Source organism: Xanthobacter sp. AM11 (assembly GCF_047444035.1).
In the GTDB taxonomy this organism is placed as follows: domain Bacteria; phylum Pseudomonadota; class Alphaproteobacteria; order Rhizobiales; family Xanthobacteraceae; genus Xanthobacter.
In genome coordinates this window covers 1,123,483-1,149,244 of record NZ_JBLAOA010000001.1, presented here as the reverse complement: position 1 = coordinate 1,149,244, position 25,762 = coordinate 1,123,483, and the positions used below count along the sequence as shown (strand labels likewise).

At 69.2% G+C, this 25,762-nt stretch carries 28 protein-coding genes; 18 read left to right on the top strand and 10 right to left on the bottom strand.

The window, feature by feature from the left end; all coding sequences use genetic code 11:
- Positions 1-40 precede the first annotated feature (40 nt).
- The 4 genes from ACI7BZ_RS05430 to ACI7BZ_RS05415 form a co-directional block, all read right to left on the bottom strand.
- The gene (locus tag ACI7BZ_RS05430) at positions 41-370 is read right to left on the bottom strand and encodes a hypothetical protein (protein WP_414116168.1); all 330 of its coding nucleotides are present in this window, start codon (positions 368-370) and stop codon (positions 41-43) included.
- On the bottom strand, positions 367-1,578 hold the full coding sequence (gene trpB / locus ACI7BZ_RS05425; protein WP_414116167.1) for a tryptophan synthase subunit beta: 1,212 nt from the start codon (positions 1,576-1,578) through the stop codon (positions 367-369). The genes ACI7BZ_RS05430 and trpB overlap by 4 nt, the downstream gene beginning before the upstream one ends.
- Positions 1,575-2,309 carry a phosphoribosylanthranilate isomerase gene (locus tag ACI7BZ_RS05420; protein WP_414116166.1) on the bottom strand — a complete coding sequence of 245 codons (735 nt, stop codon included), beginning with the start codon at positions 2,307-2,309 and terminating at the stop codon, positions 1,575-1,577. The genes trpB and ACI7BZ_RS05420 overlap by 4 nt, the downstream gene beginning before the upstream one ends.
- A 73-nt stretch (positions 2,310-2,382) precedes the next feature.
- On the bottom strand, positions 2,383-3,369 hold the full coding sequence (locus ACI7BZ_RS05415) for a complex I NDUFA9 subunit family protein (protein ID WP_414116165.1): 987 nt from the start codon (positions 3,367-3,369) through the stop codon (positions 2,383-2,385).
- 329 nt (positions 3,370-3,698) lie between these two features.
- Here ACI7BZ_RS05415 and rpsT point away from each other — a divergent pair, with 329 nt between their 5' ends.
- The 11 genes from rpsT (at position 3,699) to ACI7BZ_RS05360 (ending at position 15,165) form a co-directional block, all read left to right on the top strand.
- Positions 3,699-3,965 carry a 30S ribosomal protein S20 gene (gene rpsT, locus ACI7BZ_RS05410; protein ID WP_414116164.1) on the top strand — a complete coding sequence of 89 codons (267 nt, stop codon included), beginning with the start codon at positions 3,699-3,701 and terminating at the stop codon, positions 3,963-3,965.
- 174 nt (positions 3,966-4,139) lie between these two features.
- The gene (locus ACI7BZ_RS05405) at positions 4,140-4,340 is read left to right on the top strand and encodes a hypothetical protein (RefSeq protein ID WP_414116163.1); all 201 of its coding nucleotides are present in this window, start codon (positions 4,140-4,142) and stop codon (positions 4,338-4,340) included.
- 731 nt (positions 4,341-5,071) lie between these two features.
- Complete coding sequence (dnaA, locus tag ACI7BZ_RS05400) at positions 5,072-6,601, top strand: chromosomal replication initiator protein DnaA (protein WP_414116162.1); 1,530 nt, start codon at positions 5,072-5,074, stop codon at positions 6,599-6,601.
- 335 nt (positions 6,602-6,936) lie between these two features.
- Positions 6,937-8,058, top strand: a complete 1,122-nt coding sequence (dnaN, locus tag ACI7BZ_RS05395) for a DNA polymerase III subunit beta (protein WP_414116161.1) — start codon at positions 6,937-6,939, stop codon at positions 8,056-8,058.
- 166 nt (positions 8,059-8,224) lie between these two features.
- The gene (gene recF, locus ACI7BZ_RS05390) at positions 8,225-9,355 is read left to right on the top strand and encodes a DNA replication/repair protein RecF (protein WP_414116160.1); all 1,131 of its coding nucleotides are present in this window, start codon (positions 8,225-8,227) and stop codon (positions 9,353-9,355) included.
- Positions 9,356-9,476: 121 nt separating this feature from the next.
- Positions 9,477-10,730: an ABC transporter substrate-binding protein gene (locus ACI7BZ_RS05385; protein ID WP_414116159.1), complete on the top strand. Its 1,254-nt coding sequence runs from the start codon at positions 9,477-9,479 to the stop codon at positions 10,728-10,730.
- 235 nt (positions 10,731-10,965) lie between these two features.
- Positions 10,966-11,850, top strand: a complete 885-nt coding sequence (locus ACI7BZ_RS05380) for a branched-chain amino acid ABC transporter permease (protein ID WP_414116158.1) — start codon at positions 10,966-10,968, stop codon at positions 11,848-11,850.
- A 23-nt stretch (positions 11,851-11,873) separates the two neighbouring features.
- A complete protein-coding gene (locus tag ACI7BZ_RS05375) occupies positions 11,874-12,887 on the top strand; it encodes a branched-chain amino acid ABC transporter permease (protein ID WP_414116157.1) in 1,014 nt (337 codons plus the stop codon).
- Positions 12,884-13,624, top strand: a complete 741-nt coding sequence (locus ACI7BZ_RS05370) for an ABC transporter ATP-binding protein (RefSeq protein ID WP_414116156.1) — start codon at positions 12,884-12,886, stop codon at positions 13,622-13,624. Before ACI7BZ_RS05375 ends, ACI7BZ_RS05370 begins: the two co-directional genes overlap by 4 nt.
- Positions 13,605-14,384: an ABC transporter ATP-binding protein gene (locus ACI7BZ_RS05365; protein WP_414116155.1), complete on the top strand. Its 780-nt coding sequence runs from the start codon at positions 13,605-13,607 to the stop codon at positions 14,382-14,384. Before ACI7BZ_RS05370 ends, ACI7BZ_RS05365 begins: the two co-directional genes overlap by 20 nt.
- Before the next feature lie 76 nt (positions 14,385-14,460).
- Entirely contained in the window at positions 14,461-15,165 is a 705-nt protein-coding gene (locus tag ACI7BZ_RS05360; RefSeq protein WP_414116154.1) for an SDR family NAD(P)-dependent oxidoreductase, read from the top strand.
- A gap of 17 nt (positions 15,166-15,182) precedes the next feature.
- Here the strand turns inward: ACI7BZ_RS05360 and ACI7BZ_RS05355 are convergent, their stop codons facing one another.
- Both ACI7BZ_RS05355 and ACI7BZ_RS05350 read right to left on the bottom strand, forming a co-directional pair.
- Positions 15,183-15,893 (bottom strand): GntR family transcriptional regulator, encoded by a 711-nt coding sequence (locus tag ACI7BZ_RS05355; RefSeq protein WP_414116153.1) that lies wholly within the window; start codon positions 15,891-15,893, stop codon positions 15,183-15,185.
- A 42-nt stretch (positions 15,894-15,935) separates the two neighbouring features.
- On the bottom strand, positions 15,936-17,054 hold the full coding sequence (locus ACI7BZ_RS05350) for a glycerol dehydrogenase (protein WP_414116152.1): 1,119 nt from the start codon (positions 17,052-17,054) through the stop codon (positions 15,936-15,938).
- A 321-nt stretch (positions 17,055-17,375) separates the two neighbouring features.
- On the opposite strand from ACI7BZ_RS05350, the gene ACI7BZ_RS05345 reads away from it, so the two are divergent.
- The 3 genes from ACI7BZ_RS05345 to ACI7BZ_RS05335 all read left to right on the top strand — a co-directional run bounded on the left by ACI7BZ_RS05345 (position 17,376) and on the right by ACI7BZ_RS05335 (position 19,880).
- A complete protein-coding gene (locus ACI7BZ_RS05345) occupies positions 17,376-18,272 on the top strand; it encodes a transketolase (protein WP_414116151.1) in 897 nt (298 codons plus the stop codon).
- A gap of 3 nt (positions 18,273-18,275) precedes the next feature.
- Positions 18,276-19,268: a transketolase family protein gene (locus ACI7BZ_RS05340; protein WP_414116150.1), complete on the top strand. Its 993-nt coding sequence runs from the start codon at positions 18,276-18,278 to the stop codon at positions 19,266-19,268.
- Positions 19,269-19,337: 69 nt separating this feature from the next.
- Positions 19,338-19,880, top strand: coding sequence for a 2,4'-dihydroxyacetophenone dioxygenase family protein (locus tag ACI7BZ_RS05335; protein ID WP_414116149.1), 543 nt, complete (start codon positions 19,338-19,340; stop codon positions 19,878-19,880).
- A 39-nt stretch (positions 19,881-19,919) separates the two neighbouring features.
- On the opposite strand, the gene ACI7BZ_RS05330 is transcribed toward ACI7BZ_RS05335, so the two are convergent.
- Both ACI7BZ_RS05330 and ribA read right to left on the bottom strand, forming a co-directional pair.
- Positions 19,920-20,672: an SDR family oxidoreductase gene (locus ACI7BZ_RS05330; protein WP_414119094.1), complete on the bottom strand. Its 753-nt coding sequence runs from the start codon at positions 20,670-20,672 to the stop codon at positions 19,920-19,922.
- A gap of 93 nt (positions 20,673-20,765) precedes the next feature.
- On the bottom strand, positions 20,766-21,878 hold the full coding sequence (gene ribA, locus ACI7BZ_RS05325; RefSeq protein ID WP_414116148.1) for a GTP cyclohydrolase II RibA: 1,113 nt from the start codon (positions 21,876-21,878) through the stop codon (positions 20,766-20,768).
- A gap of 254 nt (positions 21,879-22,132) precedes the next feature.
- On the opposite strand from ribA, the gene ACI7BZ_RS05320 reads away from it, so the two are divergent.
- The 4 genes from ACI7BZ_RS05320 to ptsN all read left to right on the top strand — a co-directional run bounded on the left by ACI7BZ_RS05320 (position 22,133) and on the right by ptsN (position 24,836).
- A complete protein-coding gene (locus tag ACI7BZ_RS05320) occupies positions 22,133-22,855 on the top strand; it encodes a RibD family protein (RefSeq protein WP_414116147.1) in 723 nt (240 codons plus the stop codon).
- A 16-nt stretch (positions 22,856-22,871) separates the two neighbouring features.
- Positions 22,872-23,372, top strand: a complete 501-nt coding sequence (locus ACI7BZ_RS05315; RefSeq protein WP_414116146.1) for a cytochrome b — start codon at positions 22,872-22,874, stop codon at positions 23,370-23,372.
- A gap of 201 nt (positions 23,373-23,573) precedes the next feature.
- Entirely contained in the window at positions 23,574-24,152 is a 579-nt protein-coding gene (hpf, locus tag ACI7BZ_RS05310; RefSeq protein ID WP_414116145.1) for a ribosome hibernation-promoting factor, HPF/YfiA family, read from the top strand.
- Positions 24,153-24,371: 219 nt separating this feature from the next.
- A complete protein-coding gene (gene ptsN / locus ACI7BZ_RS05305; protein WP_414116144.1) occupies positions 24,372-24,836 on the top strand; it encodes a PTS IIA-like nitrogen regulatory protein PtsN in 465 nt (154 codons plus the stop codon).
- 90 nt (positions 24,837-24,926) lie between these two features.
- Here the strand turns inward: ptsN and ACI7BZ_RS05300 are convergent, their stop codons facing one another.
- Positions 24,927-25,181 carry a BQ00720 family protein gene (locus ACI7BZ_RS05300; RefSeq protein ID WP_414116143.1) on the bottom strand — a complete coding sequence of 85 codons (255 nt, stop codon included), beginning with the start codon at positions 25,179-25,181 and terminating at the stop codon, positions 24,927-24,929.
- A 44-nt stretch (positions 25,182-25,225) separates the two neighbouring features.
- On the bottom strand, positions 25,226-25,651 hold the full coding sequence (locus ACI7BZ_RS05295; RefSeq protein ID WP_414116142.1) for an Hsp20 family protein: 426 nt from the start codon (positions 25,649-25,651) through the stop codon (positions 25,226-25,228).
- Positions 25,652-25,762: the final 111 nt, after the last annotated feature.

The following is a 25,762-nucleotide window of genomic DNA, read 5'->3' as shown; positions in this document are numbered from 1 at the left end:
GGGAGGGAAAAGCGGGCCGGCCGGTGGCGGCCGGAATGCCCTATTTCTGGCCGGTGATGGCGCAGCTGGCGCGGGTGGCGCCGGTGCCGCCCAGCAGGCGCACCTGATCGGTGCCGGTGACCCCGCTCACGATGGAGAAGACCGTGGTGGAGGCCTTGCCCAGGGAGCGGTTGCCGGCGAAGAATTCGCAGCTCACATAGACCTCCGCCACTGTCGCCGGGCCGCTGTTCTTCACCGCGACCGAAACATAGGCGCCGGCCGCATCGGTGAAGATCTTGCCCGGGGTCAGCTGCAGCGTGGCCGGGTCCGCAACCGCGGGCACGGCGGCGAGCAGGAGGAGGCCGGCGAGAACGGTGGCGATGGGCTTCATAGTCTCGTCCCCAGAATCTCGGCCACCTGCGGGACATCCTTGTCCCCGCGGCCGGAAAGATTGACCACCATGAGATGATCGGCCGGAAGCCTGGGCGCAAGCTCGATCACCTTGGCGATGGCATGGGCCGATTCCAGCGCCGGGATGATGCCTTCCAGCTTGGACAGGAGCTGGAAGGCATCCAGGGCCTCCTGGTCGGTGCAGGAGAGGTAGGTGGCGCGGCCGATGTCGTTGAGCCAGGAATGCTCCGGCCCGATGCCGGGGTAATCGAGCCCGGCGGAGATGGAATGGGCCTCGGTGATCTGGCCGTCGTCGTCCATCAGGAGATAGGTGCGGTTGCCGTGCAGCACGCCGGGGCGACCGCCGGCGATGGAGGCGGCATGCTCGTGCGTGTCGAGGCCGCGGCCCGCCGCCTCCACGCCGTAGATGGCGACGGAGGCATCGTCCAGGAACGGATGGAACAGGCCCATGGCGTTGGAACCGCCGCCGACGCAGGCGATGAGGCTGTCCGGCAGGCGGCCCTCCATCTCCATCAGCTGCTCGCGGGTCTCGCGGCCGATGATGGACTGGAAGTCGCGCACCATCGCCGGGTAGGGGTGCGGCCCCGCCACCGTGCCGATGCAGTAGAAGGTGTCGGAAACGTTGGTCACCCAGTCGCGCAGCGCCTCGTTCATGGCGTCCTTCAGGGTGCGCGAGCCGGACTGCACCGGCACCACGTCCGCGCCCAGCATCTTCATGCGGAACACGTTGGGCGCCTGCCGCTCCACATCCACCGCGCCCATGTAGACCACGCACTTCAGGCCGAAGCGGGCGCACAGGGTGGCCGTGGCCACGCCATGCTGGCCGGCGCCGGTCTCGGCGATGATGCGCTCCTTGCCCATGCGGCGGGCCAGCATGATCTGGCCGAGCACGTTGTTCACCTTGTGGGAGCCGGTGTGGTTCAGCTCCTCGCGCTTCAGATACACCTTGGCGCCGCCCAGGTGCGCGGTGAGGCGCTCGGCGAAATAGAGCGGCGAGGGGCGGCCCACATAATGGGCGAGGTAGCCGGCCATTTCGGCGTGATAGGCAGGGTCCGCCTTGGCCGCCTCATAGGCCCGCTCCAGCTCCAGGATCAGCGGCATCAGCGTCTCGGCGACGAAGCGCCCGCCATGGATGCCGAAATGGCCCCGCTCGTCGGGGCCGGTGCGGAAGGAATTGGGAACGGTCACGGCACGCGGACTTTCGGTGAGAGGGCGGCGGGGCCCGCAGGCGGGGCGGCGGCGCGGACCGCCGCGATGAAGGTGCGGATCTTCGCCGGCGACTTCACGCCCGGCGCATCCTCCACCCCTGAGGATACGTCCACCCCGTCCACCCGGACCGCGGCGAGGGCCTGCGACACATTGCCGGCATCCAGGCCACCGGAAAGCATGACCGGGCGGCCCACGTCAAGGCCGGCCACCAGGCTCCAGTCGAACGCCCGCCCGTTGCCGCCGGGCAGCAGGGCGCCGGGGTCCGGCTTGGCGTCGAACAGGATGCGGTCCGCCACCGCGGCATAGGCCGGCAGCGGGGCAAGGTCCTCCCGCCGCGCCACGGCAATGGCCTTCATCACCGGCAGGCCGAAGCGCGCGCGCACCGCGGCGATGCGGTCCGGCGGCTCGGCGCCGTGCAGCTGGAGGATGTCGGGGGCGAAGGCGGCGATCACGGCGGCGATGAGCGCGTCGTCCGGGTCCACCAGCAGGGCCACCTTCTGCGCCCGGCCGGCGGCGCGGGCGACCAGGGCCGGCGCGTCGGCGAGGGCGAGGTGGCGGGGGCTGCGGGGAAAATGCACGAAGCCCACCAGATCGGCCCCGGCCTCAAGGGCCGCTTCGAGGGCGTCGGCGGTCCTCAGGCCGCAGATCTTGACCTCGATGCGCCTGTCCGCGGCGGTCCTGACGTTGGCGGTCGCGGCGTCGGTGGTCATGGCATCGCACCCTGCGGCCGCCGCGTGCCCCGCGGCCGGCCGGAATTCGGGAAGGCGGGGCAACCGGCCCCGCTCACGTCTCCACGCGGGTGAACTGGCCCGCCTTGCGGAAGCGCCAGAGATAGGTGGGCAGCACCGCCGACAGGGACGAGGGGGTGAGATCGAGCCCCGCCAGGGTGCGGCGTTCCGCCTTGGCGGCGTCCGACACCACGTTGTCGGTGCGCAGCATGGCCACTTGGTCGCGGGTCAGCGGCGCGCCGGGCGCCCACTGGGTGAGGCGGGCCATGAGGTCGGCGAGGCCGAACGGCAGGTCCACCAGCAGGCGATGGGCGCAGATCTCGCGCAGCATCAGTTCCATCAGCTCGCGGAAGGTGCGCACCTCCGGCCCGCCCAGCTCATAGGTGGTGCCCGCGCGCGCCTTGCCGTCCACCGCCTTGAGCACGGCGGCGGCCACGTCGCCGACGAACACCGGCTCGAACCGGGTGGCGCCGCCGCCGATCAGCGGCAGGACCGGCGACAGGCGCGCCATGGCGGCGAAGCGGTTGAAGAAATCGTCCTCGGGGCCGAACACGATGGAGGGGCGGAAGATGACCGCATCCGGCACGGCGGCACGCACCGCGGCTTCGCCCTCGCCCTTGCTGCGGGCATAGGCGGCCGCGGCCTTCACGTCGGCGCCGATGGCCGACAGGTGCACCAGCGGCGCGCCTTCCGCGGCGGCGGCGGCGGCGATGGTGCGGGCGCCGAAGACATGGACCGCATCGAAGCCCTGGCGCCCGCTCTCGGCGAGCACGCCCACGAGGTTCACCACCGCCTCGGCGCCGTCCACCGCGCGGACGACGCTGTCGGGATAGCGCACATTGGCCTGGCTGAGCTGGATCTGGCCGACGAAGCCCAGGGGCTGGAGGAAGCCGGCCAGCTCGGGCCGGCGCACCGCCACGCGGACGCGATAGCCGCGCATGGCCAGCGCGCGCACCACATGGCGCCCGACGAAGCCGGAGCCGCCGAACACCGTTACCAGGCTGTCGTTCACCGGACGATCGGTCACCGTCACTTCGCTCATGCCGAACCCCCGCCTCGCCGGTACCCGCGCCGGCCCTCGACCCTATATAGAGTGTGGCCTGCACATACGCGATGGCGCCCCGATCCGTAAAGCGTCCTCGTGGCGCGCAAGCGTCGCGGGCGGGGGGCTGCGACCGGCCCAGTGGCACTCCCCCGGCGCCCCGGAGCGGAGCCCGCGCGAAGGGATGTATTGACGCGGCGGCGCTGCGCCACTATAAGCCCGGCACTTCGCTGGCAGCTTATGCCGCCGGCTTGTTCACCCATTCATGCGCAGCTGGGACCGGCCGCAGGGCTGTGATCCGCAGTACGCAAACCAAGCAAGGATGGCCGATGGCCAATACGCCTTCCGCCAAAAAGGCGGTGCGCAAGATCGCGCGTCGCACCGAAGTGAACCGGTCCCGCCGCTCTCGCGTGCGCACCTACCTGCGCAAGCTGGAAGACGCCCTGGCCTCCGGCGACGCCACGGCAGCTTCGGCGGCCTTCAAGGCGGCGGAGCCCGAGATCATGCGCGCCGTCACCAAGGGCGTGCTGCACAAGAACACGGCTTCGCGGAAGGTTTCCCGCCTCGCCGCCCGGGTCAAGACGCTCTCGGCTTGATCTAGATCAGTCACAATCACTGTCTGAATGTAAAGGCCCGGCAGTTTCCGGGCCTTTTTCTTGTGCACATGGCCTTGTGCCATGTTGTGCGTTTTACCCGGCTGCGCGCCGGGCGCGTGGCTTGTGCGATTCCTCTCCGCCGTCAAGCCCCGACCTTCCCGGATGTCCTGAAGCGTGGCTTTTGCAGGGGTGCTGACCGCTCAGAAAAAGCACATCAGCCTGAAGAGGTTATGGGCAAAGGCTTTAGAAGGCATCACGGCGGCCTCTTCCTGGCGGTATTTTGATATTGCTGCGGGAACCGCCGATGGCGCGGAATTGAGCCCCCTTGACACCCTGAATCTCGTTGTGGAGACAGAGGTTTGCCGGCTGAACTAAACCCCTGTCGGGGGCCCGCCGAAATCCGGCTTGCCCCCGCTATCCCACGCCCCGGGGGAAAGGCGTTGCACCCCCCAAAGGCGCTGTGTATGTTCAACCTCACTCCGGGAGCGACACCGGGGTCCACCGAAACAATGAAGATTTCACGGCCTTCGTGGATGAGGAGAGGACGTATCGTGACCGTTTTTGTTCATGACACTCTCCTGATCGGCCGCACCCTGCGCACGCGTAACTGGCATTTGGCGCAGCTATGCTGAGAGTGGACATCAGGTCCGACTCTGAGCGCGTTTGAGAACAAACAAGAACCTGCTTAATTCTATGCGCCGTCGATGACATTCGTCGGCGGAAATGGGGCGGCTATGACTTCAGGCACTTATGTGGCAGTGGACGCAGCGCTCTTGAGCTTCACCCCGGCCTATCCGTGCCTTGTCCGGGCCGCCCGGAGCTTTGGCTCCCGGGTCGAGCCCTTCGCCCCGCCGATCCGAGGCATCAGGGACCGCGCATGAAGATGCGCTGACGCCGTCGGCGCCGTTGCCGACCATCCCCTGCCCGACCCGAACCCACATCCAGCAACAAGGCCGCGCAGCCCTCGCGGGCGCGAACGGCTTTGGCAGCACAACCAGGGAACCGCCTTTGGGGCGGTCGAACCCGCTATGCTCAAACCCCTTTCCTCGGATGCCCCGCGCTCCGGGACGGCCTCCTTTCAGCCTGCTCTTGCGGAGGCGAACGGCATGGATTGCGCCACCACCCCGTGGGAGCGCGTGCGGCAGCGTCTGCGCGAAGAGATCGGCGAGGAGAAGTTCACCAGCTGGTTCGCCCGCATGGACCTTGATTCCCTCACCGCCGACGTGGTGCGCCTCTCGGTGCCCACGCGCTTCCTGAAGGCGTGGATCCAGGACAATTACCTGCCGCGCATCACCGAGATCTTCGCCGAGGAAACCGGCTCCCGCCGGCGGATCGACCTTGCCCTGCGCAATGCCTTTGCCCGCCCCGTGCCGCTGAAGGCGAACGCCCCGCGCGAGGTGGTGAGCGAGCGCACCGAGGCCGGCCCGGCGAAGGCGGCCGCGGCGCGCCAGCAGGACGGCCGGAGCCATGAGGGCCGTTCCCAGGAGACCCGTTCCCAGGAGGCGCGCGCCCAGGAGACCCGCTCCCAGGAGACCCGCACCGAGCGGGAGATTCAGTCCGCCACCGCCCTCGGCACCGCCGGCGACGTCTCCACCGGCTCCCCGCTCGATCCGCGCCTGGCCTTTGAAACCTTTGTGGTGGGCAAGTCCAATTCCCTCGCCCACGCGGCGGCGCGGCAGGTGGCGGAAGCCTCCAGCGAGGCGAACCCGGTGTTCAACCCGCTCTATCTCCATGCCGCCGTGGGCCTCGGCAAGACCCACCTTTTGCAGGCGGTGGCGCGGGCCGGCGCGGCGCATGGCCGGCGCACCACCTATCTGACGGCGGAACGCTTCATGTACGGCTTCGTCGCCGCGCTGAAGGCCCATTCGGCCATCGCCTTCAAGGACACCCTGCGCACCATCGACACCCTGGTGATCGACGACCTGCAATTCCTGAAGGGCAACAATTTGCAGCAGGAGTTCTGCCACACCCTCAATGCCTTGCTCGACGGCGGGCGGCAGGTGGTGGTGGCGGCCGATTGCGTGCCCGGCGACCTTGAGCATCTCGACGAGCGGGTGCGCTCGCGCCTGGCCGGCGGCCTCGTGGTGGAGGTCGGCCCGCTGGAGGAAGACCTGCGGCTGGAAATCCTCAAGTCGCGCTACCAGACCCTGGCGGAGCAGCATCGCGGCTTCGCCGTGCCCGCCCCGGTGCTGGAATTTTTGGCCCGCAGCGTCGGCCAGAGCGGCCGCGACCTGGACGGCGCGCTGAACAAGCTTCTGGCCTTCAACCAGCTCACCGGCGAGCCGGTGACCCTGGACATGGCCGAGAACGCGGTGAAGGACCTCATCCGCCCGTCCGATCCCAAGCGGGTGCGGGTGGACGACATCCTGCGCATCGTCTCCAAGCATTACAACGTGACGCGGGCGGATCTGCTGTCCCAGCGCCGCACCGCCACGGTGGTGAAGCCGCGGCAGATCGCCATGTATCTGGCCAAGACCCTCACCCTGCGCTCGCTGCCGGAAATCGGCCGGCGGTTCGGCGGGCGCGACCATACCACCGTGCTCCACGCGGTGCGCAAGATCGACGGGCTGGTGGCCACCGATCGCGCGCTGGCGGAGGAAATCGAAGTGCTGAAGCGGCTCGTGCTCGAAGCCTGACTCCCCGCCCAACACCGCCGCCGCGTGATGCCGCCCCACCCACGGGGCGGCATCACGCGTTTTCGGGCGGCGTTCCGCCGGCAAAATCGCATCCAACCCTTGCCTTGGGGTGGGTTGGGCGGCAATGTCGGCGGCCCGGTGCCCGTGTCGGCGGGCGCCCGCGCGGTGATCCTCGCGTCGCCGCGCGACTTGCCACCCTGGAGCGCGTTCCGTTCAACCGCAGCGGCGGGCGAGCGGGTCCACGCTCTCCATTCCTGAATTCGAGGCGGACCAGCCGGCCGGACCCTTCTCCGCCGGCCGGGCCGCTTCAGAGCGAGAGTGAACGGGCCAGGACCATGAAGGTCACCGTCGAGCGCGCCGAGCTTCTCAAGTCGCTCAGCCACGTGCACCGCGTCGTCGAACGGCGCAACACCATCCCGATTCTCGCCAACGTGCTGATCAAGGCCGGCAAGAGCGGGCTCGAACTCAAGGCCACGGACCTCGACCTCGAGGTGGTGGAGAGCGTGCCGGCGGAGACCGGGCAGGCGGGGGCCACCACCGTGCCCGCCCACGTGCTCTACGACATCGTGCGCAAGCTGCCCGAGGGCGCCCAGGTGCAGCTGGAGGCCGGCGGCGAGCGCGGCACGCTGACGGTGCGCGCCTCCCGCGCGCGGTTCCAGCTCCAGACCCTGCCCGAGGCCGACTTCCCGGACCTCGCCGCCGGCGACTTCTCCCATACCTTCAAGCTGAAGGGTGCCGAGTTCCGCCGCCTGGTGGACAAGACCCAGTTCGCCATCTCCACCGAGGAGACGCGCTACTATCTCAACGGCATCTACCTGCATGTCACCGAGGGCGCCGGCGGCAAGTCCATGCTGCGGGCGGTGGCCACCGACGGCCACCGCCTCGCCCAGGCCGAGCTGGAGGCGCCGGCCGGCGCCGCCGGCCTGCCCGGCGTCATCGTGCCGCGCAAGACCGTGGCCGAGATCCAGAAGCTGCTGGAGGACAAGGAGGCGGAAGTCACCATCTCCCTGTCCGCCACCAAGATCCGGGTGCAGGTGGGGGCCATCGTGCTCACCTCCAAGCTCATCGACGGCACCTTCCCCGACTATGGCCGGGTGATCCCCCAGGGCAACGACAAGATTCTGAACGTGGACAAGGACGAATTCGCCGCAGCGGTGGACCGCGTGTCCACCGTGTCCAGCGAACGCGGGCGGGCGGTGAAGCTGTCGCTGGCCGAGGGCAAGATGACGCTCTCCGTCACCAATCCCGATTCGGGCAGCGCCACCGAGGAGCTGGAGGTGGACTATGCCGCCGAGCCCCTCGATATCGGCTTCAATTCCCGCTACCTCCTGGACATCACCTCGCAGCTGGAAGGCGACACCGCGGAGCTGAAGCTGGCCGATCCCGGCTCGCCTACCCTGGTGCGCGATTCCACCAAGACCGATGCGCTCTACGTGCTGATGCCCATGCGGGTGTAAGGCCCGGCGGCCGGGGGCCGGCCTTGTGCGGGTCCCGGCTCCGGCCCGCGCAGCGCCGGGGTGGCCCCACGGGGCGCAACCGACGGGCGCCGGTCGAGAACCGCGGCCCGCCCGCCCCCGCCGAAGCGCCGGCGCGGACGCCGGCCACACCTTCGCCGCAGGAACCATGCTGCACGCCGCCGTCCTGAAGCTCACCCTCACCGGCTTCCGCTCCTACCGGGCGGCGCAGATCCGCGTGGGCCAGGGGCCGGTGGTGCTCACCGGGCCCAACGGCGCGGGCAAGACCAATGTCCTTGAAGCCCTCTCCTTCCTCTCCCCCGGCCGCGGCCTGCGCCGGGCCCAGCTCGGCGAGGCGGGCCATCGCTCCGGCGGCGGAGAGGCGGCGCCGTGGGCGGTGTCGGCCCTCGTGTGCGGCGCGCTGGGCGAGGTGCGCCTCGGCACCGGCTTCGATGCCGCCCAGGAGCCCCAGCGGCGCTGCCGCATCGACGGCGAGGGCGTGGCCTCCGCCAATGCCTTCCTCGACCATCTGAAGGTGCTGTGGCTGACGCCGGAGATGGACGGCCTGTTCCTCGGCCCGCCCGGCGACCGGCGGCGCTACCTGGACCGGCTGGTTCTGGCGGTGGACGGCGCCCACGGCACCCGGGTGAACGGGCTGGAACGGGCGCTGCGGGCGCGCAACCGGCTGTTGGAGGAGAACGGGTCCGCCCGCTTCCTCGACGCAGTGGAGCACGAGGTGGCGGAATTGGCGGTGGCGGTGGCCGCGGCGCGGCTGGAGACGGTGGCGCGGCTTGCGGCCGAGATCGCCGCCCACCGCGACGAGGCCTCCCCCTTCCCCTTCGCCCAGGTGGCCCTGGACGGGGCGGTGGAGCGGCTTCTGGCCGCCCATCCGGCGCTGGAGGTGGAAGACCGCTACCGCGCCCTGCTGCGCGACAACCGCCCCCGCGACCGGGCGGCCGGCCGCACCCTGGAGGGGCCGCACCTCACCGATTTGTCGGTGAGCCATGGAGAGAAGGACCTGCCGGCGGCGCGCTGTTCCACCGGCGAGCAGAAATCCCTGCTCATCGGCCTCACCTTGTCCCATGCCCGGCTGGTGGCGGCCATGCAGGGCCTGTCTCCGGTGCTGCTGCTGGACGACGTGGCCGCCTATCTCGACGCCGCCCGCCGCCAGGGCCTGTTCGAAGCCCTCGACCGGCTGGGGGCACAGGTGTTCATGACCGGCGCCGACCCCTCAGCCTTCGCCGGCCTCATCGAGGCCGAGCGCTTCCAGGTGACGCCGGGAACCCTCATCCGCGACTGAGCACCGGGCGGGCTGCCCCCGTCACCAGCCCCCCGGAATCCGGCGGCGAAGCCGGCTTGACTCTGCCGTCACTAAACATCATATATCATACATACTAATAAGACGACCCATGGGAGGGATGATGATCCGGCATATTCTGGGCGGGACGCTCGCGCTCGCGGCGGCGGCAACCTTCGGCATCGCACCGGCGGCGGCCCAGCCGCAGGACGTGGTGGTGGGCTTTGTCCTGCCCCTGTCGGGCGGCTCGGCCACCATCGGCAACCAGACCAAGCTCGGCGCCCAGGTGGCGGCGGAGCAGATCAATGCCGCCGGCGGCATCTCCGCCCTCGGCGGGGCGAAGCTGAAGCTCATCTTCGCCGACAGCCAGTCCAAGCCCGATATCGGCGCCTCCGAGACCGAGCGCCTGATCCAGCGTGAGAACGTGTCGCTGCTGGTGGGGGCCTACAACAGCGCCGTCACCTTTCCCGCCTCGGAAGTGGCCGAGCGCTACAAGACCCCATGGATCGTCACCGGCGCGGTGAAGGACGAGATTACCGAGCGCGGCTTCAAATATGTGTTCCGGCCCAACAACAAGGCCACCTACGATGCGCGCGAGCAGCTCGACGCCATGGATCTCCTGAAGAAGGAGACCGGCAAGGGACCGGTCAATATCGGCCTGTTCTATGAAGGCACCGACTGGGGCCGCTCCCACGCCGCCAACATCAAGAAGATCGCCGCCGAGCGCGGCTACAAGATCACCCTCGACGAAAGCTTCCCGCCGAACCAGGTGGATTTCACCGCCCAGCTGCTGAAGATCCGCTCCAGCCGCCCCGAGGCGCTCATCGTGGTGGCCTATACGCCGGACCACCTCCTGTTCACGCGCCAGTTCTTCGAGAACAAGATCAATATTCCCTACGGCCTCCATTCGGTAGGCGGCGGCTCGGAAGACCCGTCCTTCTACAAGGCCGTGCCGCAGAAGGCGGTGGACTACCTGTTCGTGCAGGAAGACTGGCAGATCGACCGGCTGAAGACCGACAAGAACCCCCTGGTGCTGGACGCCAACACCCGGTTCAAGGCCCAGGCCGGATACGACCTCAATTCCTACGGGGCGCAGGGGGTCTCCAACGTCTACATCATCAAGGACGTGCTGGAGCGCGCCGCCTCCGCCGACCGCGAGAAGATCCGCGACGCGCTGGCCGCCACCGACATCAGCGCCGGCATGCCGCTCATCATCGGCTACCAGCGCATCAAGTTCGACGACCAGGGGCAGAACACCTTCGCCCATGGGGTGATCTCGGAAAACCTCGGCGGCGAGCGCCGCACGGTGTGGCCGGCGGCCAACCGGGCGGACGACACCAAGCCGGTGTGGCCGGTGCCGGACTGGTCGGCGCGCTAGAGCACGATCCGATCAGCTTGCACCGCAAGCTGGTCGGATAACGCGTTCTCTATCCTTAAGTGAGCGGGCGATTCACCGATCAAATTGAGTCCATTTGATCGGATCGCGCTCTAAGCCGTCCGCGGCCCCGCGGCGCACGAGCCCCAACCGGGATGGCCGGCCCCGCCGCCGGCCATCCCCGCCGCGCCGTCGCGCTCCCGTCCCGACCCCTCAGCACAGCCCCAGAGGTGGACCCATGGACCCGTTGACCCTCTCGTTCGCCGTCATCAACGGCCTCTTGCTGGGCGGAATCTACGGAGGCGTCGCCCTTGGCCTCAGCCTCATCTTCGGCGTCATGCGCGTCATCAATTTCGCGCACGGCTCCTTCCTGATGCTGGCCATGTATTGCTCGTATCTTCTTTGGGCGAGCTTCGGCGTGCATCCCTATGCCAGCATCCTCGTCACCGTGCCGTTCCTGTTCGCCGTGGGCTACATGGTGCAGCAGGTGGTCATCTCGCCCCTCATCCGGCGTGAACGGGCGCTGGTGGTGGAACCCACGAGCGCGCTGCTGCTCACCGCCGGCGTCTATCTGGTGGTGGATAACGCGGTGCTGATGGCCTTCGGCCCCGACGTGCGCTCGGTGACCACGGACATCACCTACGAATCCCTCTTCGTGGCCGGCCTGCCCATCAACCTTGCCCGGCTCATCGGCTTTGCCGCCGCCATCCTCGTCGCCGTCGCCCTGTCCTTCTGGCTCAATCATTCGGACATGGGACGGGCCATCCGCGCCACGGCGCAGAACCGCGATGCGGCGGCCATGTCGGGCATCAACGTGCCCCGCGTCTACAACATCACCTTCGGCCTCGGCTGTGCCGTGCTCGGCCTGTTCGGAGCGCTGCTGGTGCCGTTCTTCTCCATCACCCCCACCATCGGCCTGTCGTTCGGCATCAAGTCGTTCCTGGTGGTGGTGCTGGGGGGCATCGGCTCCATCCCGGGCTCCATCCTCGGCGGGCTGCTTCTGGGCGTGTTCGAATCGGTCGCCTCCCAGTTCGTCACCGCCACCTCGGCGGCCATCTTCTCCTTCGGCCTCTTCATCGTGATCCTGCTCATGCGGCCCGCGGGCCTCATGGGCCGGGCGTGAGCAGCGGGGGCACGGGTCCATCCATGCGCGCAACCCTCACCCTCGGCCTGCCGCTCCTGGCGGGCGCCCTTGTGCTGCCCTTCGTGGTGGCCGACAGCTATGTCGTGCATTCGGCCGCCATGGTGCTCTACTTCGCCTACATGGCGTCGTCCTGGAACTTCGTGTGCGGCTATGTGGGGCAGGTCTCCCTCGGGCATGCGGCCTTCTCCGGCATCGCCGGCTACGCCACGGTGCTGCTGTTCACCCAGGCCGGCCTCTCGCCCTGGGTCGGGATGATTCTCGGCGGCGTGCTGGCGGCGGCGGTGTCGGTGCCCGTCGGCTATGCCACCTTCCGGCTGAAGGGGCCCTACTTCACCCTCACCACCATCGCCTTCGCCGAGATCCTGCGCATCTGGCTGGAGAATACGGACGACGTCCTCGGCATTCCGCTGAAGGGGGCGCAGGGCCTCACCGTGCCGCCGGTGGGGGGAACCAGCTTCGCGGCGTTCCAGTTCGACGGAAAACTGCCCTATTACTACATCATCCTCGCCCTGCTGCTGGTGGTGATGGCCGCCACCGCGCTCATGGAGCGCTCGCGGCTGGGCTTCTACCTGAAAGCGATCCGCGGCAACCGCGACGGTGCCGAGGCGCTGGGCATCGACCCCACCCGCTACAGCCTCGCCGCGCTGGCGCTCTCCGCCTTCCTCACCGGCATCGGCGGCGCCTATTACGCGCAGCTCTTCCGCTACATCAACCCGGAGCGGAACATGGGCATCGACCTGTCCATCGACATGGCGGTGATGACCATCGTGGGCGGTCAGGGCACCATCCTCGGCCCCACGCTGGGCGCCCTGGTGCTGCACCCGGTGGGGGAACTGGTGCGTTCCTCCCTCGGCGGCCAGGTGCTGGGGCTCCACCTGGTCATCTACGGCATCGTGCTGATGCTGGCGGTGCTCTATTTCCCCAAGGGCATCATCGCCCCGCTCACCCGCTGGCTGACCCCCGACCCCGCCCGCCGCGCCCGGGCGCTGAAGGCCAAGGAGGCCCGCGGACAATGACGCGCCCCCGCATCCTCGAGGTGGAAGGCATCTCCAAGCGCTTCGGCGGCGTCCAGGCGGTCTCCACCCTCTCCTTCCACATGGAGGAGGGCGAGATCCTCGGCCTGCTCGGCCCCAACGGCGCCGGCAAGACCACCGCCTTCAACATGATCGCCGGCGCCATCCGCACCGACACCGGCGCCATCCGCTTCCGGGGCGAGAACATCGCCGGGCGGCGGCCGTGGGACATCTGCCGCATGGGCATCGCCCGCACCTTCCAGCTCTCCAAGCCGTTCGGCGGGCTCTCGGTGGTGGAAAACGTGATGGTGGGCGCCTTCGTGCGCACCGCCTCCGGCCACGAGGCCCGCGCCGAGGCGGAGAAGGTGGTGGACTTCCTCGGCCTCGGGCCGCGCGCCGCCACCGATGCGGAGGACCTGACCGCCTTCGACCGGCGCAAGCTGGAGTTGGGACGCGCCCTGGCCACCCGCCCGCGCCTGCTGCTGATGGACGAGGTGGTGGCCGGCGCCACCCCCACCGAGGCCCAGGAGATGGTGGCCCTGGTGCGCCGGGTACGCGACCTCGGCATCACCATCCTCATCGTGGAGCACGTGATGAAGGTGATCATGGGCCTGTCGGACCGGGTGATCGTGCTGGACTACGGCAAGCTCATCGCCGATGGCCCGCCGCGGGAGGTGGTGAACCAGCCGGATGTCCTGAAGGCCTATTTCGGAGAGCGCTATGCCCAAGCCCATACATGATGCGGCGGTGCGCGAAGCCCCCGCCCATGACGCGCCTGGGCACGCAGCGCCCCCCGCCCTGGAGATCACCGACCTGTGGGCCGGCTATGGTGAACAGGACGTGCTGCGCGGCATTGATCTGAAGCTGGCCCCGCGCTCCATCGTCGCCCTCATCGGCGCCAACGGGGCCGGCAAGTCCACCCTGCTGCGCACCATCTCCGGCCTCATCCGCCCCCGCCGCGGCGCGGTGCGCCTTTACGGCGAGGACGTGGCGGGCCTGCCGCCCCACCGCATCGTGGCGCGCGGCTTCGTGCAGTCGCCGGAGGGCAAGCAGCTGTTCCTGGACATGTCCATCCGCGAAAACCTCCTGGTGGGCGCCCAGAACCGCCGCGCCCGGGAGCGGCGGGAGGAAACCCTGGACGAGGTGTTCGACCTCTTTCCCATCCTGCGCGAGCGGCAGGCGCTGAATGCCTGCACCCTCTCCGGCGGGCAGCAGCAGATGGTGGCGGTGGGGCGCGCCCTCATGGCCCTGCCACGGGTGCTGGCGCTGGACGAGCCCTCCCTGGGCCTTGCCCCCATCATGGTGGACCGCCTGTTCGAGAGCATCGCCCGCATCCGCGAGCGCGACCTGACGATCCTCATCATCGAGCAGAACGTGTTCCAGGTTCTGGAGATGGCGGATCACGGCTATGTTCTGGAAAATGGGGTGGTCACCCTCTCCGGGACCGGGCAGGAGCTGCTCGCCGACGACCACCTGAGGGCGAGCTATCTCGGGCTGTGAGCCCGGGGCGGGTCCCATCCGCCCGATCCATCAACAGGCCCGGCAACGGGCCCGCAGCAGCACCTGAGGAGACGACATGGACACGCGCGAACGGCTCGCCGTCATCACCGGCGGGGGCACCGGCATCGGCCGGGCCGTGGCCGAGCATCTGGCGGGCGAGGGATGGGCGGTGCTGGCGGTGGGGCGCGACCGGGACGACGACCTGCCGGAAGCCGTCCGGTTCACGCAGCTGGACGTGACCGACACCGCCGCCGTCGCCGCCTTGAGCGCGAACCTGCCGAAGCTGTCGGGCCTCGTGAACTGCGCCGGCATCATCCTGCATGAAGGCCAGGAACTGACGCCGGAAGGTTTCGCCCGCGTCATCGACGTCAATTTGAACGCCTCGAACCTCATGACCCTGTCGCTGCGCGCCGCGCTGGCGGCCGGCGGCGGGGCGGTGGTGAACACCGCCTCCATGTGGAGCTATTTCGGCTCCGGGCGGAACCCGGCCTATGCGGCGAGCAAGGGCGCCATCCTCCAGCTCACCCGCTCCCATGCGGTGGCCTTTGCCGCCGAGGGCATCCGCGTGAATGCGGTGGCGCCGGGATGGATCGAGACGCGCCTGTCCGCTGGCGCTTTGCAGAACCCCGAGCGCGCGGGCGCCATCATGTCCCGCATCCCCCTGCAAAGATGGGGAAAACCGGCGGACGTGGCGAATGTGGCGGGGTTCCTCCTGTCGCCCGCGGCGGCCTATGTAACCGGCGCCATCATCCCCGTGGACGGCGGCTACGGCATCGCCTGAGGCCCCGACTGAACGCTCTATTCCGCCACCAGGGAGGCGAGCTTGCCCTTGCCGGCGGGCGCCTGGGCCTGCCGGTCCAGCCAATCGGCCATCACCAGCCCCCATTCGATATCCTGCTGGATGGCCCGGCGGGCGGCGGCGGGATCGCGGGCCTTCAGCGCCGCCAGCACGTCATAGTGCCGGTGGTCCTCGCCGGCGATCTGGCGCGGCGGCATGGTGGCGTGGAACACGCTGAGGAGCGGACCCATCAGCGTCCACATGTTCTCCACGATGGATTCCACCAGCGGAAGATCGGCGATCTCCAGCAGAGCGAAATGGAAGTCGCGGTTCTTCAGGCTCGCTTTCTTGGGATTTGAGGCTGCGGCCTCGATGAATTCTTCCTGGATCGTCTCCAGCCTGCGCAATTGCCGGTCGGTGATGCGCTGGGCCGCACGTTCGGCGGCAGCGCCTTCCAGCATGGCGCGCACGAGCTGGATCTCGCGCAGCCGCGCGCTGTCCAGCATGGGCACGTGGATGGCGGTGGCGGCCTTCATCTCCAGCGCCTGCTCGCTCACCAGCCGGAAGATGGCCTCGCGCACCGGGGTGATGGAGGTGCCGAGGTCGGCGGCGAGGGCGGAGATGCGCAACCGCTCTCCGGGCTCGAACTGCCCGTCGATCAACGCCCTTCGGATGCGGCCGTAGACCCGCGCCGAAAGATTTTCCTTCTCGACCTGCCGCAGCTCCGCCATGGCTCCCATCGACATTTCACCAGCACATGGATCCAGCATATATCATACGGCGCAATCACGTATGGCGACGCCCCGCCGCGGCGCCGGGGCAAGGCCGCGCTCCACCGCGAAGATGGCGCGCACCACCTCCGCCGCATCGAGCGGCCGGGGGAAATGCCGGGCATGGGGCGCCGCAAGGGTCAGCTCGGCGATCAGGCGCGCCTCCTCCGCATCGGGCGAGGCGCCGGCCAGGGCGGCAAGGCTCGTGGGCAGGCCGATGCTGTCGTAGAAGCCGGCAAGGTCGGCGAGGAAGGCGGGGTCGCGTTCCTCCAGCACCAATTGCACCAGGACGCCATAGGCCACTTCCAGCCCGTGCAGCAGCCGGGCGTAGCGCGGCACGGCGGAAATGCCGCGGGTCATGGAATGGGCGATGGAGAGGCCGCCGCTCTCGAAGCTGAGGCCGCTCATGAGGACGGTGGCCTCCACCACCAGGTCGAGGGCGTCGTCCGCCTGCCGGCGATCCACCGCAGCGAGAGCGGCGGCGGCGTGGCTGCGCAGGATGTCGTAGCAGCCGCGGGCCAGGACGAGGGCGCAATAGGCGGGATCGGCGCCGAACACGTTGCGCCCCTTCGCCGCCACGCAGCGCTCCACCTCGAACACCTTCACCACCGCATCGCCGATGCCGGCCAGGAACAGCTGGCGGGGCGCCTGCGCGATCACCTGGGTATCCACCAGCACGAGATCGGGATTGGCGGGCAGCTTCTCCACCGCAAGCAGCCGGTGGGCATCGTCATAGAGCACGTAATTGTGGCTCGTGGGGGCATCGGTGGAGGCGATGGTGGGAATGGTGGCCACCTTCGCCTTCAGGCGGTTGGCGAGCGCCTTGCCGGCATCGATGCACTTGCCGCCCCCGGCAGCGGCCACCAGAGGCACGGGCGCGTCGGCGCAGGCTGCGGCGAGCCGGTCAATCTCGGCCGGCGAGGTTTCCCCGCCGAACCGCAGGCGGCGCAGGCGGACGCCGGCCGCGGCGCAACTGGCGTCCATGCCCGCGCCATAGAGATCGTCGATGACCGGATCGACCACCAGCACGGCGTCGCCGGCGAGGCGCGCGAGTTCCGTGCCGAGGAGGTCGAGGGCGCCCTGGCCCTGCACATAGCGCCGCGGCGCACCGAAGACCTTCATTCCCGTCTCCCTGATCCGCGCGGCGGGCGCTCGGGCCCCTCCCCTGCGGCGTCCAATTATAATATGATATATCGTGTATGACTGATGGGAGGCAAGGCACACTTGGAACCCCGCCGGCAGTATCGCTGATAGGTCCCCGGGGCGACACCCCCGTCCACCGCTGCGCTGCGGTGGAAAAGCCCGGCAGATGAATCACCGACCCCCGGCCGGACGCCATGGACAAATGATATATCATATTTTATTAGACAGAAGAGGGAGCGGCCCCCGGCCGCCTGATGTCCCGGCCCGTCCGGCCCCACGCCGGAAAACCTGAGAGCCTTCATGAGCGCACGCGAACCGACCCTGCCGCCGCAACCCGCGCACCGGGCCTCTAATTTCCGGCCAACGCCGGAAACCCTCGCCATGCTGCGGGAGAAGGCCCGCTTCGTGCGGCTGGAAACCATCCGGCTGATCGAGGTGGCGAAGGTGGGGCATTACAGCTCCGTCTTCTCCGCCGCCGAAATCTTCGCCGCGCTCTATTACGACGTGATGGACATCACCCGGGGCGACCCGCGCCGGGCCGACCGCGACCGCTTCCTGATGGGCAAGGGCCACGCCGCCGTGGGGCTGTTCCCCATCCTCGCCGAATACGGCTACATCGACCGCGAGACGCTGGACAACTACACCCGCCTGGGCAATCCGCTGGGCGACCACCCGGACATGCGCAAGGTGCCGGGCATCGACTTCTCCTCCGGCTCCATCGGCCATGCCCTCTCCGCCGGCCTCGGCATGGCCCTGGGCGGGCGGATGCTGAACCATCCCTTCCATGTCTTCGTCATGCTGGGCGACGGCGAGATGCAGGAGGGGCAGGTGTGGGAGGCCGCGCTTTCCGCCGCCCACCACCGCGCCTCCCGGCTGGTGGCCATCATCGACCGCAACGGCTTCCAGCTGGACGGCGCGGTGGACGACGTGATGGGCATCGAGCCGCTGGACGAGAAATGGCGCGCCTTCGGCTGGGAGGTGCACAATGTGGACGGCCACGACCTCGACGCCCTCACCACCCTGCTGCGGCAGGTGAAGGCGGACGAGGCGCGCACCCGGCCCTGCTGCATCATCGCCCGCACCCTGAAGGGCAAGGGCGTCTCCTACATGGAGACCGAGCCCGGCTGGCACCTCGGCTATCTCGACCCGTCCGACGCCGCCCGCGCGGTGGAAGAAATCATGACCCGGGAGATCTGAACCATGAACCGGCCCCTCTCCCCCAATTCCTGGCAGTATCGCGAGCTGAACGCCCGCACCCCCGGCCTCAGCCACCTCTCCGACGCCCTGATCGCGCTGGCAGAGGCGGGCGAGCCCGTCGTCGCCGGCTCCGCCGACCTGCAATATTCCAACGGCCTCAGCAAGTTCGCGAGCCGCTACCCGGACCGCTACATCCAGTTCGGCATCTCCGAACAGAACATGGTGACCGCCGCCGCCGGCCTCGCCACCACTGGGCTGAAGCCTTATGTGGCCACGTTCGCCTCCTTCCTCGGCCTGTTGTGCTGCGAGCAGATCCGCATGGACGTGGCCTATTGCGCCCAGCCGGTGCGGCTCATCGGCCATCACACCGGCATTTCGCTAGGCTTCTACGGCACCTCGCACCACGCCACCGAAGACATCGCCGCCATGCGGGCCATCGCCGACCTCACCGTGGTCTCCCCGGCCGACGGCCCGCAGCTCGCCGCCGCCATCAAGGCCTCCGCCGCCTATCCCGAGCCCATCTATTTCCGCATCGGCCGCGGCCGCGAGCCGGATGTGTACGGCGCCGACGCGCCATTCGCCTTCGGCCGGGCCATCGCGCATTTCCAGGGCGACGAGCTCACCATCATCGCCTGCGGCATGACCGTGCATCCGGCGCTGGAGGCGGCGCGGGCGCTGAACGCGCAGGGCCACAGCGTGGGCGTCATGGACATGCATACCATCAAGCCCATCGACCGCGCCGCCATCCTCGCCGCGGCCGGGCGCTCCCGGGTGCTGATGAGCGTGGAGGAACACAACGTGCTGGGCGGCCTCGGCAGCGCCATTGCGGAAGTGCTCACCGAGGAGGGTGTGGGGGTGCGCCTGGTGCGCCATGGCATCTATGATGAATACAGCCTGATCGCCCCGCCCACCCATCTTTACGCCCATTACCGGCTGGACGCGGCAGGCATCGCCCAGGTGGCCCGCGGCGCCATGGGCGTGCGTGCGGCAGCGTGAGGCGGCAGCGGACGAACAATGGCCTTCGCGGCGCAGGCGGCGGAGGCGGACAAAACGGGAGGAACGACCATGACGAACGCAGAGCCGCGCGCAGCCACGACCATCGACGAACGCTGGCAGCCCTATCGCAGGCCGCAGCCGGCCGAGGCCCACCCGGAGCTGGTGATCGCCGCGGCGGTGCCGCAGGACGAGCGGGTGTTCGTGCCCATAGAGGAAAATGTGTGGTTCCGCCCGCTGCTGCTCTCCGCCTCCTCGGGCTACTGGATGAGCGTGCTCAGGGTGCGCCGCGCCGGCGTGCTCTCCCGCCACCGCCACCCGCAGCCGGTGCACGGCTATGTCATCAAGGGCTCCTGGCGCTATCTGGAGCATGACTGGGAGGCGCGCGAGGGCGGCTATGTCTATGAGGCGCCGGGCGAAACCCACACGCTGGTGGTGGACCCCCACGTGGAGGAGATGATCACCCTGTTCCAGGTGAACGGCACCATGATCTACGTGGACCCGGACGGCGCCGTCACCGGCTTCGACGACGTCTTCACCCGCATCGACAAGTGCCGCGCCCATTATGCCGCCTGCGGGCTGGGCGCGGACTATGTGGACCAGTTCATCCGCTGACGCGCCACGGCGGGCGGGCGCACCGGCGCCCGCCGCCCTTCAGCCCCGGCCGATGAAGGGCATCTTGGTGGCCATCACCGTCATGAACTGCACGTTGGCATCCAGCGGCAGGCTGGCCATGTAGACCACCGCGCTGGCCACATGGGCCACATCCATCACCGGCTCCACCTTGATGGACAGGTCGGCCTGCGGCACGCCCGCCTTCATCTTCTGCGCCATGGGGGTGTCGGCATTGCCGATGTCGATCTGGCCGCAGGCGATGTCATAGGCCCGCCCGTCCAGGGAGGTGGACTTGGTGAGGCCGGTGATGGCGTGCTTCGTGGCCGTGTAGGGGGCGGAGAAGGGCCGCGGCGAGGTGGCGGAGATGGAACCGTTGTTGATGATGCGCCCGCCCTTCGGGGTCTGCGCCTTCATCACCCGGAACGCCTCCTGCGTGCACAGGAAGGGGCCGGTGAGGTTGGTGTCCACCACCTGCTTCCACTGGGCGAAGGTGAGGTCCTCCATGGGAATGGCCGGCGCGCCGGTGCCGGCATTGTTGAACAGGAGGTCGAGCCGGCCGAACTTTTCCACCGTCGCCGTGAACAGGGCGCGGACCGAATCCGGGTCGGTCACGTCGGTGGGGTGGCACAGGGTGTCGGCGGCCGGCATGGCGGCGGCGGTCTCCTCCAGCGCCTCCGGGCGCCGCCCGGCAAGGGCCACCCCATAGCCGGCCTCGGCCAGGGCCACCGCCACCGCGCGCCCCACGCCCGTTCCCGCCCCCGTGACGATGGCGATCTTCCTTCCAGCCTTCATCATCCCCGCTCCCTGTCTTGCGCGTTTCCGGTGGGGTATTAAATCGTTTCGATGCAACGACACAACCGGTGTCTTGCGCCGCGCCGGCCCGCCTCAGTCCGGGGCGCTGGCAACGAGGGCCTCGAAGTCGATGTAATGCCCCGCCCGGTCGCGCTTGGAGGCGAGGTAGCGCGCATTCTCCGCGGTGGGCCGGCCCAGCACCCGCTGGTCGGACACCACGTCGAGCCCGCCGGCGCGCAGGGCTGCGATCTTCTGCGGATTGTTGGTGAGCACCTTGACCGCGCCGACGCCGAGCTGGCGCAGCATCACCGCGGCGAAATCGAACCGGCGCTGGTCCAGGTCGAAGCCCAGCGCCGCATCGGCGTCATAGGTGTCGAAGCCCTGGGCCTGCAGGGCATAGGCGCGCATCTTGTTGGAAATGCCGTTGCCCCGGCCTTCCTGGTCCAGATAGAGCAGGATGCCGCCCTCCCCCTGGGCCATGTGGCGCACCGTGTCGCGCAGCTGGTCGCCGCAATCGCATTTCAGCGAGCCGAACAGATCGCCGGTCAGGCAGGCGGAGTGCAGGCGCACGGCCACCGGGGCGGCAAGATCGGGCCGGCCCACCACGATGGCCACCTGGTCGCGCAGGCCCTCGCCACCGCGGAACACCACGAATTCGGTCTCCACCGCGCCTTCCAGCGGCACCGGGGCGCGGCCGACGATGCGCAGCCGCGCCACCTGCGAGGCGCGATAGCCCATCACCTGCGCCTGCCGCACCCGCATCACCCCCGCCAGCGCCTCGTCCGGCAGCACCGCCACCACCGCCGCCGGCAGGGCCAAAGCGAGGCCCAGAAGCTCCAGTGCCGCCAGATCGAGGGCGCCGGCCGGCGCCACCGGGGCATCCACGCTGGCATCCATGCGCAGGGCGAGGGCCGCGATGCGCGCGGCATCGAGCTGCGGCAGCGCCACCACGCCCGCATGGGGCCGCGGCGCGCCCAGCTTCATGAGACGCGGCGCCGGCAGCACGAGCCGCGCCGCGCGGGCCCCCAGGGCCTGCAGGGCGGCGCCGGCGCCGGCGTCGAAGGTCTCGGCGGCCAGCACCAGGACCGCCGCATCATCCCCTTCCACGAGCACGCCACGGCCCGCGCGCACTTCCGACAACGCCCGTTCCACCGCGACTTCACCGGAGGGGCGTCCAAGGCCGAGGCCGTCAACCAGAAGCGACATGAGGGTCCTCTCAGGGGCGATGAGCCGGGAGAACGGCGCGCGACGGCAACCGGCCCCGGGGGGACAAGCGATCCGCACGCGTGGCCGGTGCGTAACAAACTGCGGGTATTGAGCGTTCCTGCACCATATGCATCAGGCTTTACGGCGGGCACCGACCGATGGATGACACGAGCGCAGGACGCAGGACGCCCACCTCCCCCGCTTCCCGGCAGGTGGAGAGGCCGGCGCGTCCTTGCAAGGATGCCGGGCCATTCGTGATCGCCCAGCTTGGTCAATCCCTCGACGGACGGATCGCCACCACCTCGGGAGAATCCAAATATATCAATGGCCCGCACGCCCTGGACCATCTCCATGCGCTGCGCGCGGAGGTGGATGCGGTGGTGGTGGGGGCGGGCACGGTGGCGGCGGACGACCCCTGGCTCAGCGTCCGCCGGGTGCCCGGGCGCAGCCCGGCACGGGTGGTGCTGGACCCTTCCGGGCGGGTGGACCCGGCCGCCCGCTGCTTCCGGCCCGACGGCGCCCGGCGCGTGGTGGTGCGGCGGCAGGGCACGCGCAGCCCCCTGGCGGAGGGGGTGGAGGAGCTGCCCCTCGGCCCGGATGGCGCCTTCGCCCCGTCGATGATCCTTTCCGCCCTTGCCGGGCAGGGCTTTGCCCGCATCCTGGTGGAGGGCGGCCCGCGCACGCTGGCGGCGTTCCTGGATGCCGGCTGCGTGGACGTGCTTCACGTTTTCGTGTCCCCGGTCATCCTCGGGGCGGGCCGGATCGGCCTGGAGCGCAAAGAATGCGAAAATCTGGCCGACGCCCTGCGGCCGCCCACCCGGGTGCATGTCTTCCCGGATGGCGACGTGCTGTTCGAATGCGACCTCCGCCGCGCCGGTGTGCGGCAAAGGGAGGCGCTCCAGGGGGAAAGGGAGACCACGCCCGATGACGCCCAGCCCAGCCAGCCCCGAGATACACCCCTACGCGCCACCGGCTAGGTGGCTCCACTGGATCATGGCCCTGCTCGTGATCTGCGTGATTCCCGCCGGCTTCATCATGATGAACCTGCCCTCCGGGCCGGCGCAGGACCGCTTCTTCGACCTGCACCGCTCCATCGGCTTCCTCATCCTGTGCCTGGCCGTGGTGCGGGTGGCGGTGCGCATCCTGGTTCCGCCGCCCGGCCGGCCCGACGGCCTGCCCCTGATCCAGTGGCGCGTGGCGGAGGCGGTGCACTACGCCCTTTACGTGCTGATCCTGGTGATGCCCGTGCTCGGCTGGCTCACCTCCTCCGCCTATGGCGCCACGGTGAATGTGTTCGGCCTGTTCAGCCTGCCGAACCTCGTGGGCAAGGACGAGGCCCTCTCGGACCTCCTGGGCGACTGGCACCAGCGGCTGGGAATTCTGATGACCGCACTGCTGCTGCTGCACATGGGCGCCGGCCTCTGGCACGGCATCGTGCAGCGTGACGGGGTGCTGTCGCGCATGCTGCCCGGCCTGTCCCGCAAGGCGGGTTGACGCGCACCGCAGCCGGGCCGGCCGCGGCCACGCCCGTGCTTGCACCGCCGGCGGGCCGGCGGGCGCCGTCCCCGGAGCGGTGACGCAGGGCCCGCGTCTCCGTTGACATGCCGGCGAAGCACTCCTACCACTTGTATGGCCGGCCGGTTTGTAATGCAGAACGGGTTCAGACAAGGGCCCGTTCAAAGGGGATCAAATCGCATGGCCCTACGCGTGTCCGGAAAGAATATCGACGTGGGCGAAGCCCTTCGCCTGCGTCTCACCGAGCGGGTTTCCGAAGTTCTCGCCAAATACTTCGATGGCGGATGGTCGGGACACGTCACCGTCTCTCGTGATGGCTCCGGTTACCGCTCCGAATGTATGCTCCATCTTGATTCGGGCGTGAATCTCCAGGCGCACGGCAGTGCCCAGGATGCCAATTCATGCGCCGATTCGGCGGTGGAGAAGATCGAGAAGCGCCTGCGACGCTACAAGCAGCGGCTGAAGGATCGCCACGGCCACATGGGCAACGGCGCGGATTTCTCCGCCCAGAGCTATGTGCTGAGCGCCCCGGAAACCGAGACGGAAGAAGAGCTCCAAGGCTGGAGCCCCACCGTCGTCGCCGAGCAGGTGACGCGGCTGCGCTCGCTCTCGGTCGCCGATGCCGTGGTGGAGCTGGACATTACCGGCGCGCCGGTGGTGGTGTTCCGCCATGCCGGGCACGGCCGCGTCAGCGTCGTGTACCGCCGGCCCGACGGCCATGTGGGCTGGATCGACCCGGCGGCCGAAGAACTCCACTGAAGGGTGGAAGCACCCGCGCGGGCGCGTCTTGAGACTGGGGCGCATTCCCTTTAGATGGAGGCCGAGTGTTCGACCTCCGGGCAGGGGATGCCTCCCGTATGTTGAACGGAGACGGATCCGACGTCGCGATGGGGCCGCCCGGCTGCCCCGTCGCGACGAATCCGGCTCTTGCGTCCGCCGCTTTTCGAGCCTCGGCCGCTCGCCGCAGGGATCCGATCCATGCCTCTCGCCGACCTTCTCGCCCCGAACGCGGTATTCCCCATGCTCCGGGCGAGCAGCAAGAAACAGGCACTCCAGGAACTGTCGCAACAGGCCGGATTGCTGATGTGCCGCGATCAGCGGGAAATCTTCGAAACCCTGCTCCAGCGCGAGCGCCTGGGCTCCACCGGCGTGGGCAGTGGCATTGCCATTCCCCACGGCAAGCTGCCGGGCCTCGGCAAATTGTTCGGGCTATTCGCGCGGCTGGAGAAGCCCGTGGATTTCGAATCCCTCGACGGGGCGCCGGTGGACCTCGTGTTCCTGCTGCTGGCGCCGGAAGCCGCCGGGGCGGACCATCTGAAGGCCCTGGCCCGGGTGGCGCGGATGCTGCGCGATCCCGACGTGGTGGAAAAGCTGCGGGCGACGCGGGATGCGGGCGCCATGCATTCACTGCTCACGGCAGCTTCCGCCTCCAACGCGGCCTGATTCGGCCGCGTCTCCCCGATCTGCGTGCGCACAGGGCCGGCGGCGATTCGAAACCGGCCGCCGACCTGCGCCCTCTCCCGCAGCCCTGGCTCAATGCACGCTCACCGTCACCAGCTGGTGTTCCATGGCGTTGGCGAGCGCGGCCTCGCGGCTGTCCGTCAGCATGATGGGGGTGCCATCGGCCGCGTGCAGGGTGAACAGCGTCATCCCCGGCGCGATTTCCGGCGCCTGCGGGAAGAGCGCCTGCACCTCCTCGGACCGGATCGAGCGCACATAGGCGATCTGCCCGCCTCCCAGGATGGCGAGGGCTTCGGGGCTGATGGTGTGTTCGGTGTCGTGTGTCATTCGCTTCTACTCCTCACTCCTGGCAACGCCGGCATCGCCGCCCCTTACGGGCGCGAGACGATGTCGATGCGCTTGGCGTGGCGAGCGGGTTCGGGACGAACCAGATCCACCGACAGGAGGCCGTTGGTCAGCTCCGCGCCCATCACGTTCATGCCCTCAGCAAGAACGAAGGTGCGCTGGAACTGCCGTGCGGCGATGCCCCTGTGCAGGAAGATGCGGCCCTGCCCATCCTCGGCCTGACGGCCCCGGATGGTCAGCTCCTTCTCTTCGAGGGTGACTTCGAGCTGGTCCGCCGTGAAGCCCGCCACCGCCAGGGTGATCCTGAGGCGTAGCGGCTCTCCGGCGGCTTCGATCCTCTCCACATTGTAGGGAGGATAACCGTCCGTGCTCTTGGCCACCCGGTCGAGCGCCCGCTCGACCTCGTCGAACCCCAGGAGAAAGGGGGACGACAACGAAGACATCCGCGACATCGGTCAAAGCCCTCGTCAAGCGACTTTGCATTGCCGGGCGCGCACCTATCCGGCCGCGCCCGCCGGGGCCCTTACGGCACCCCGACATCACGGCATATGGGTGCGGGCGCT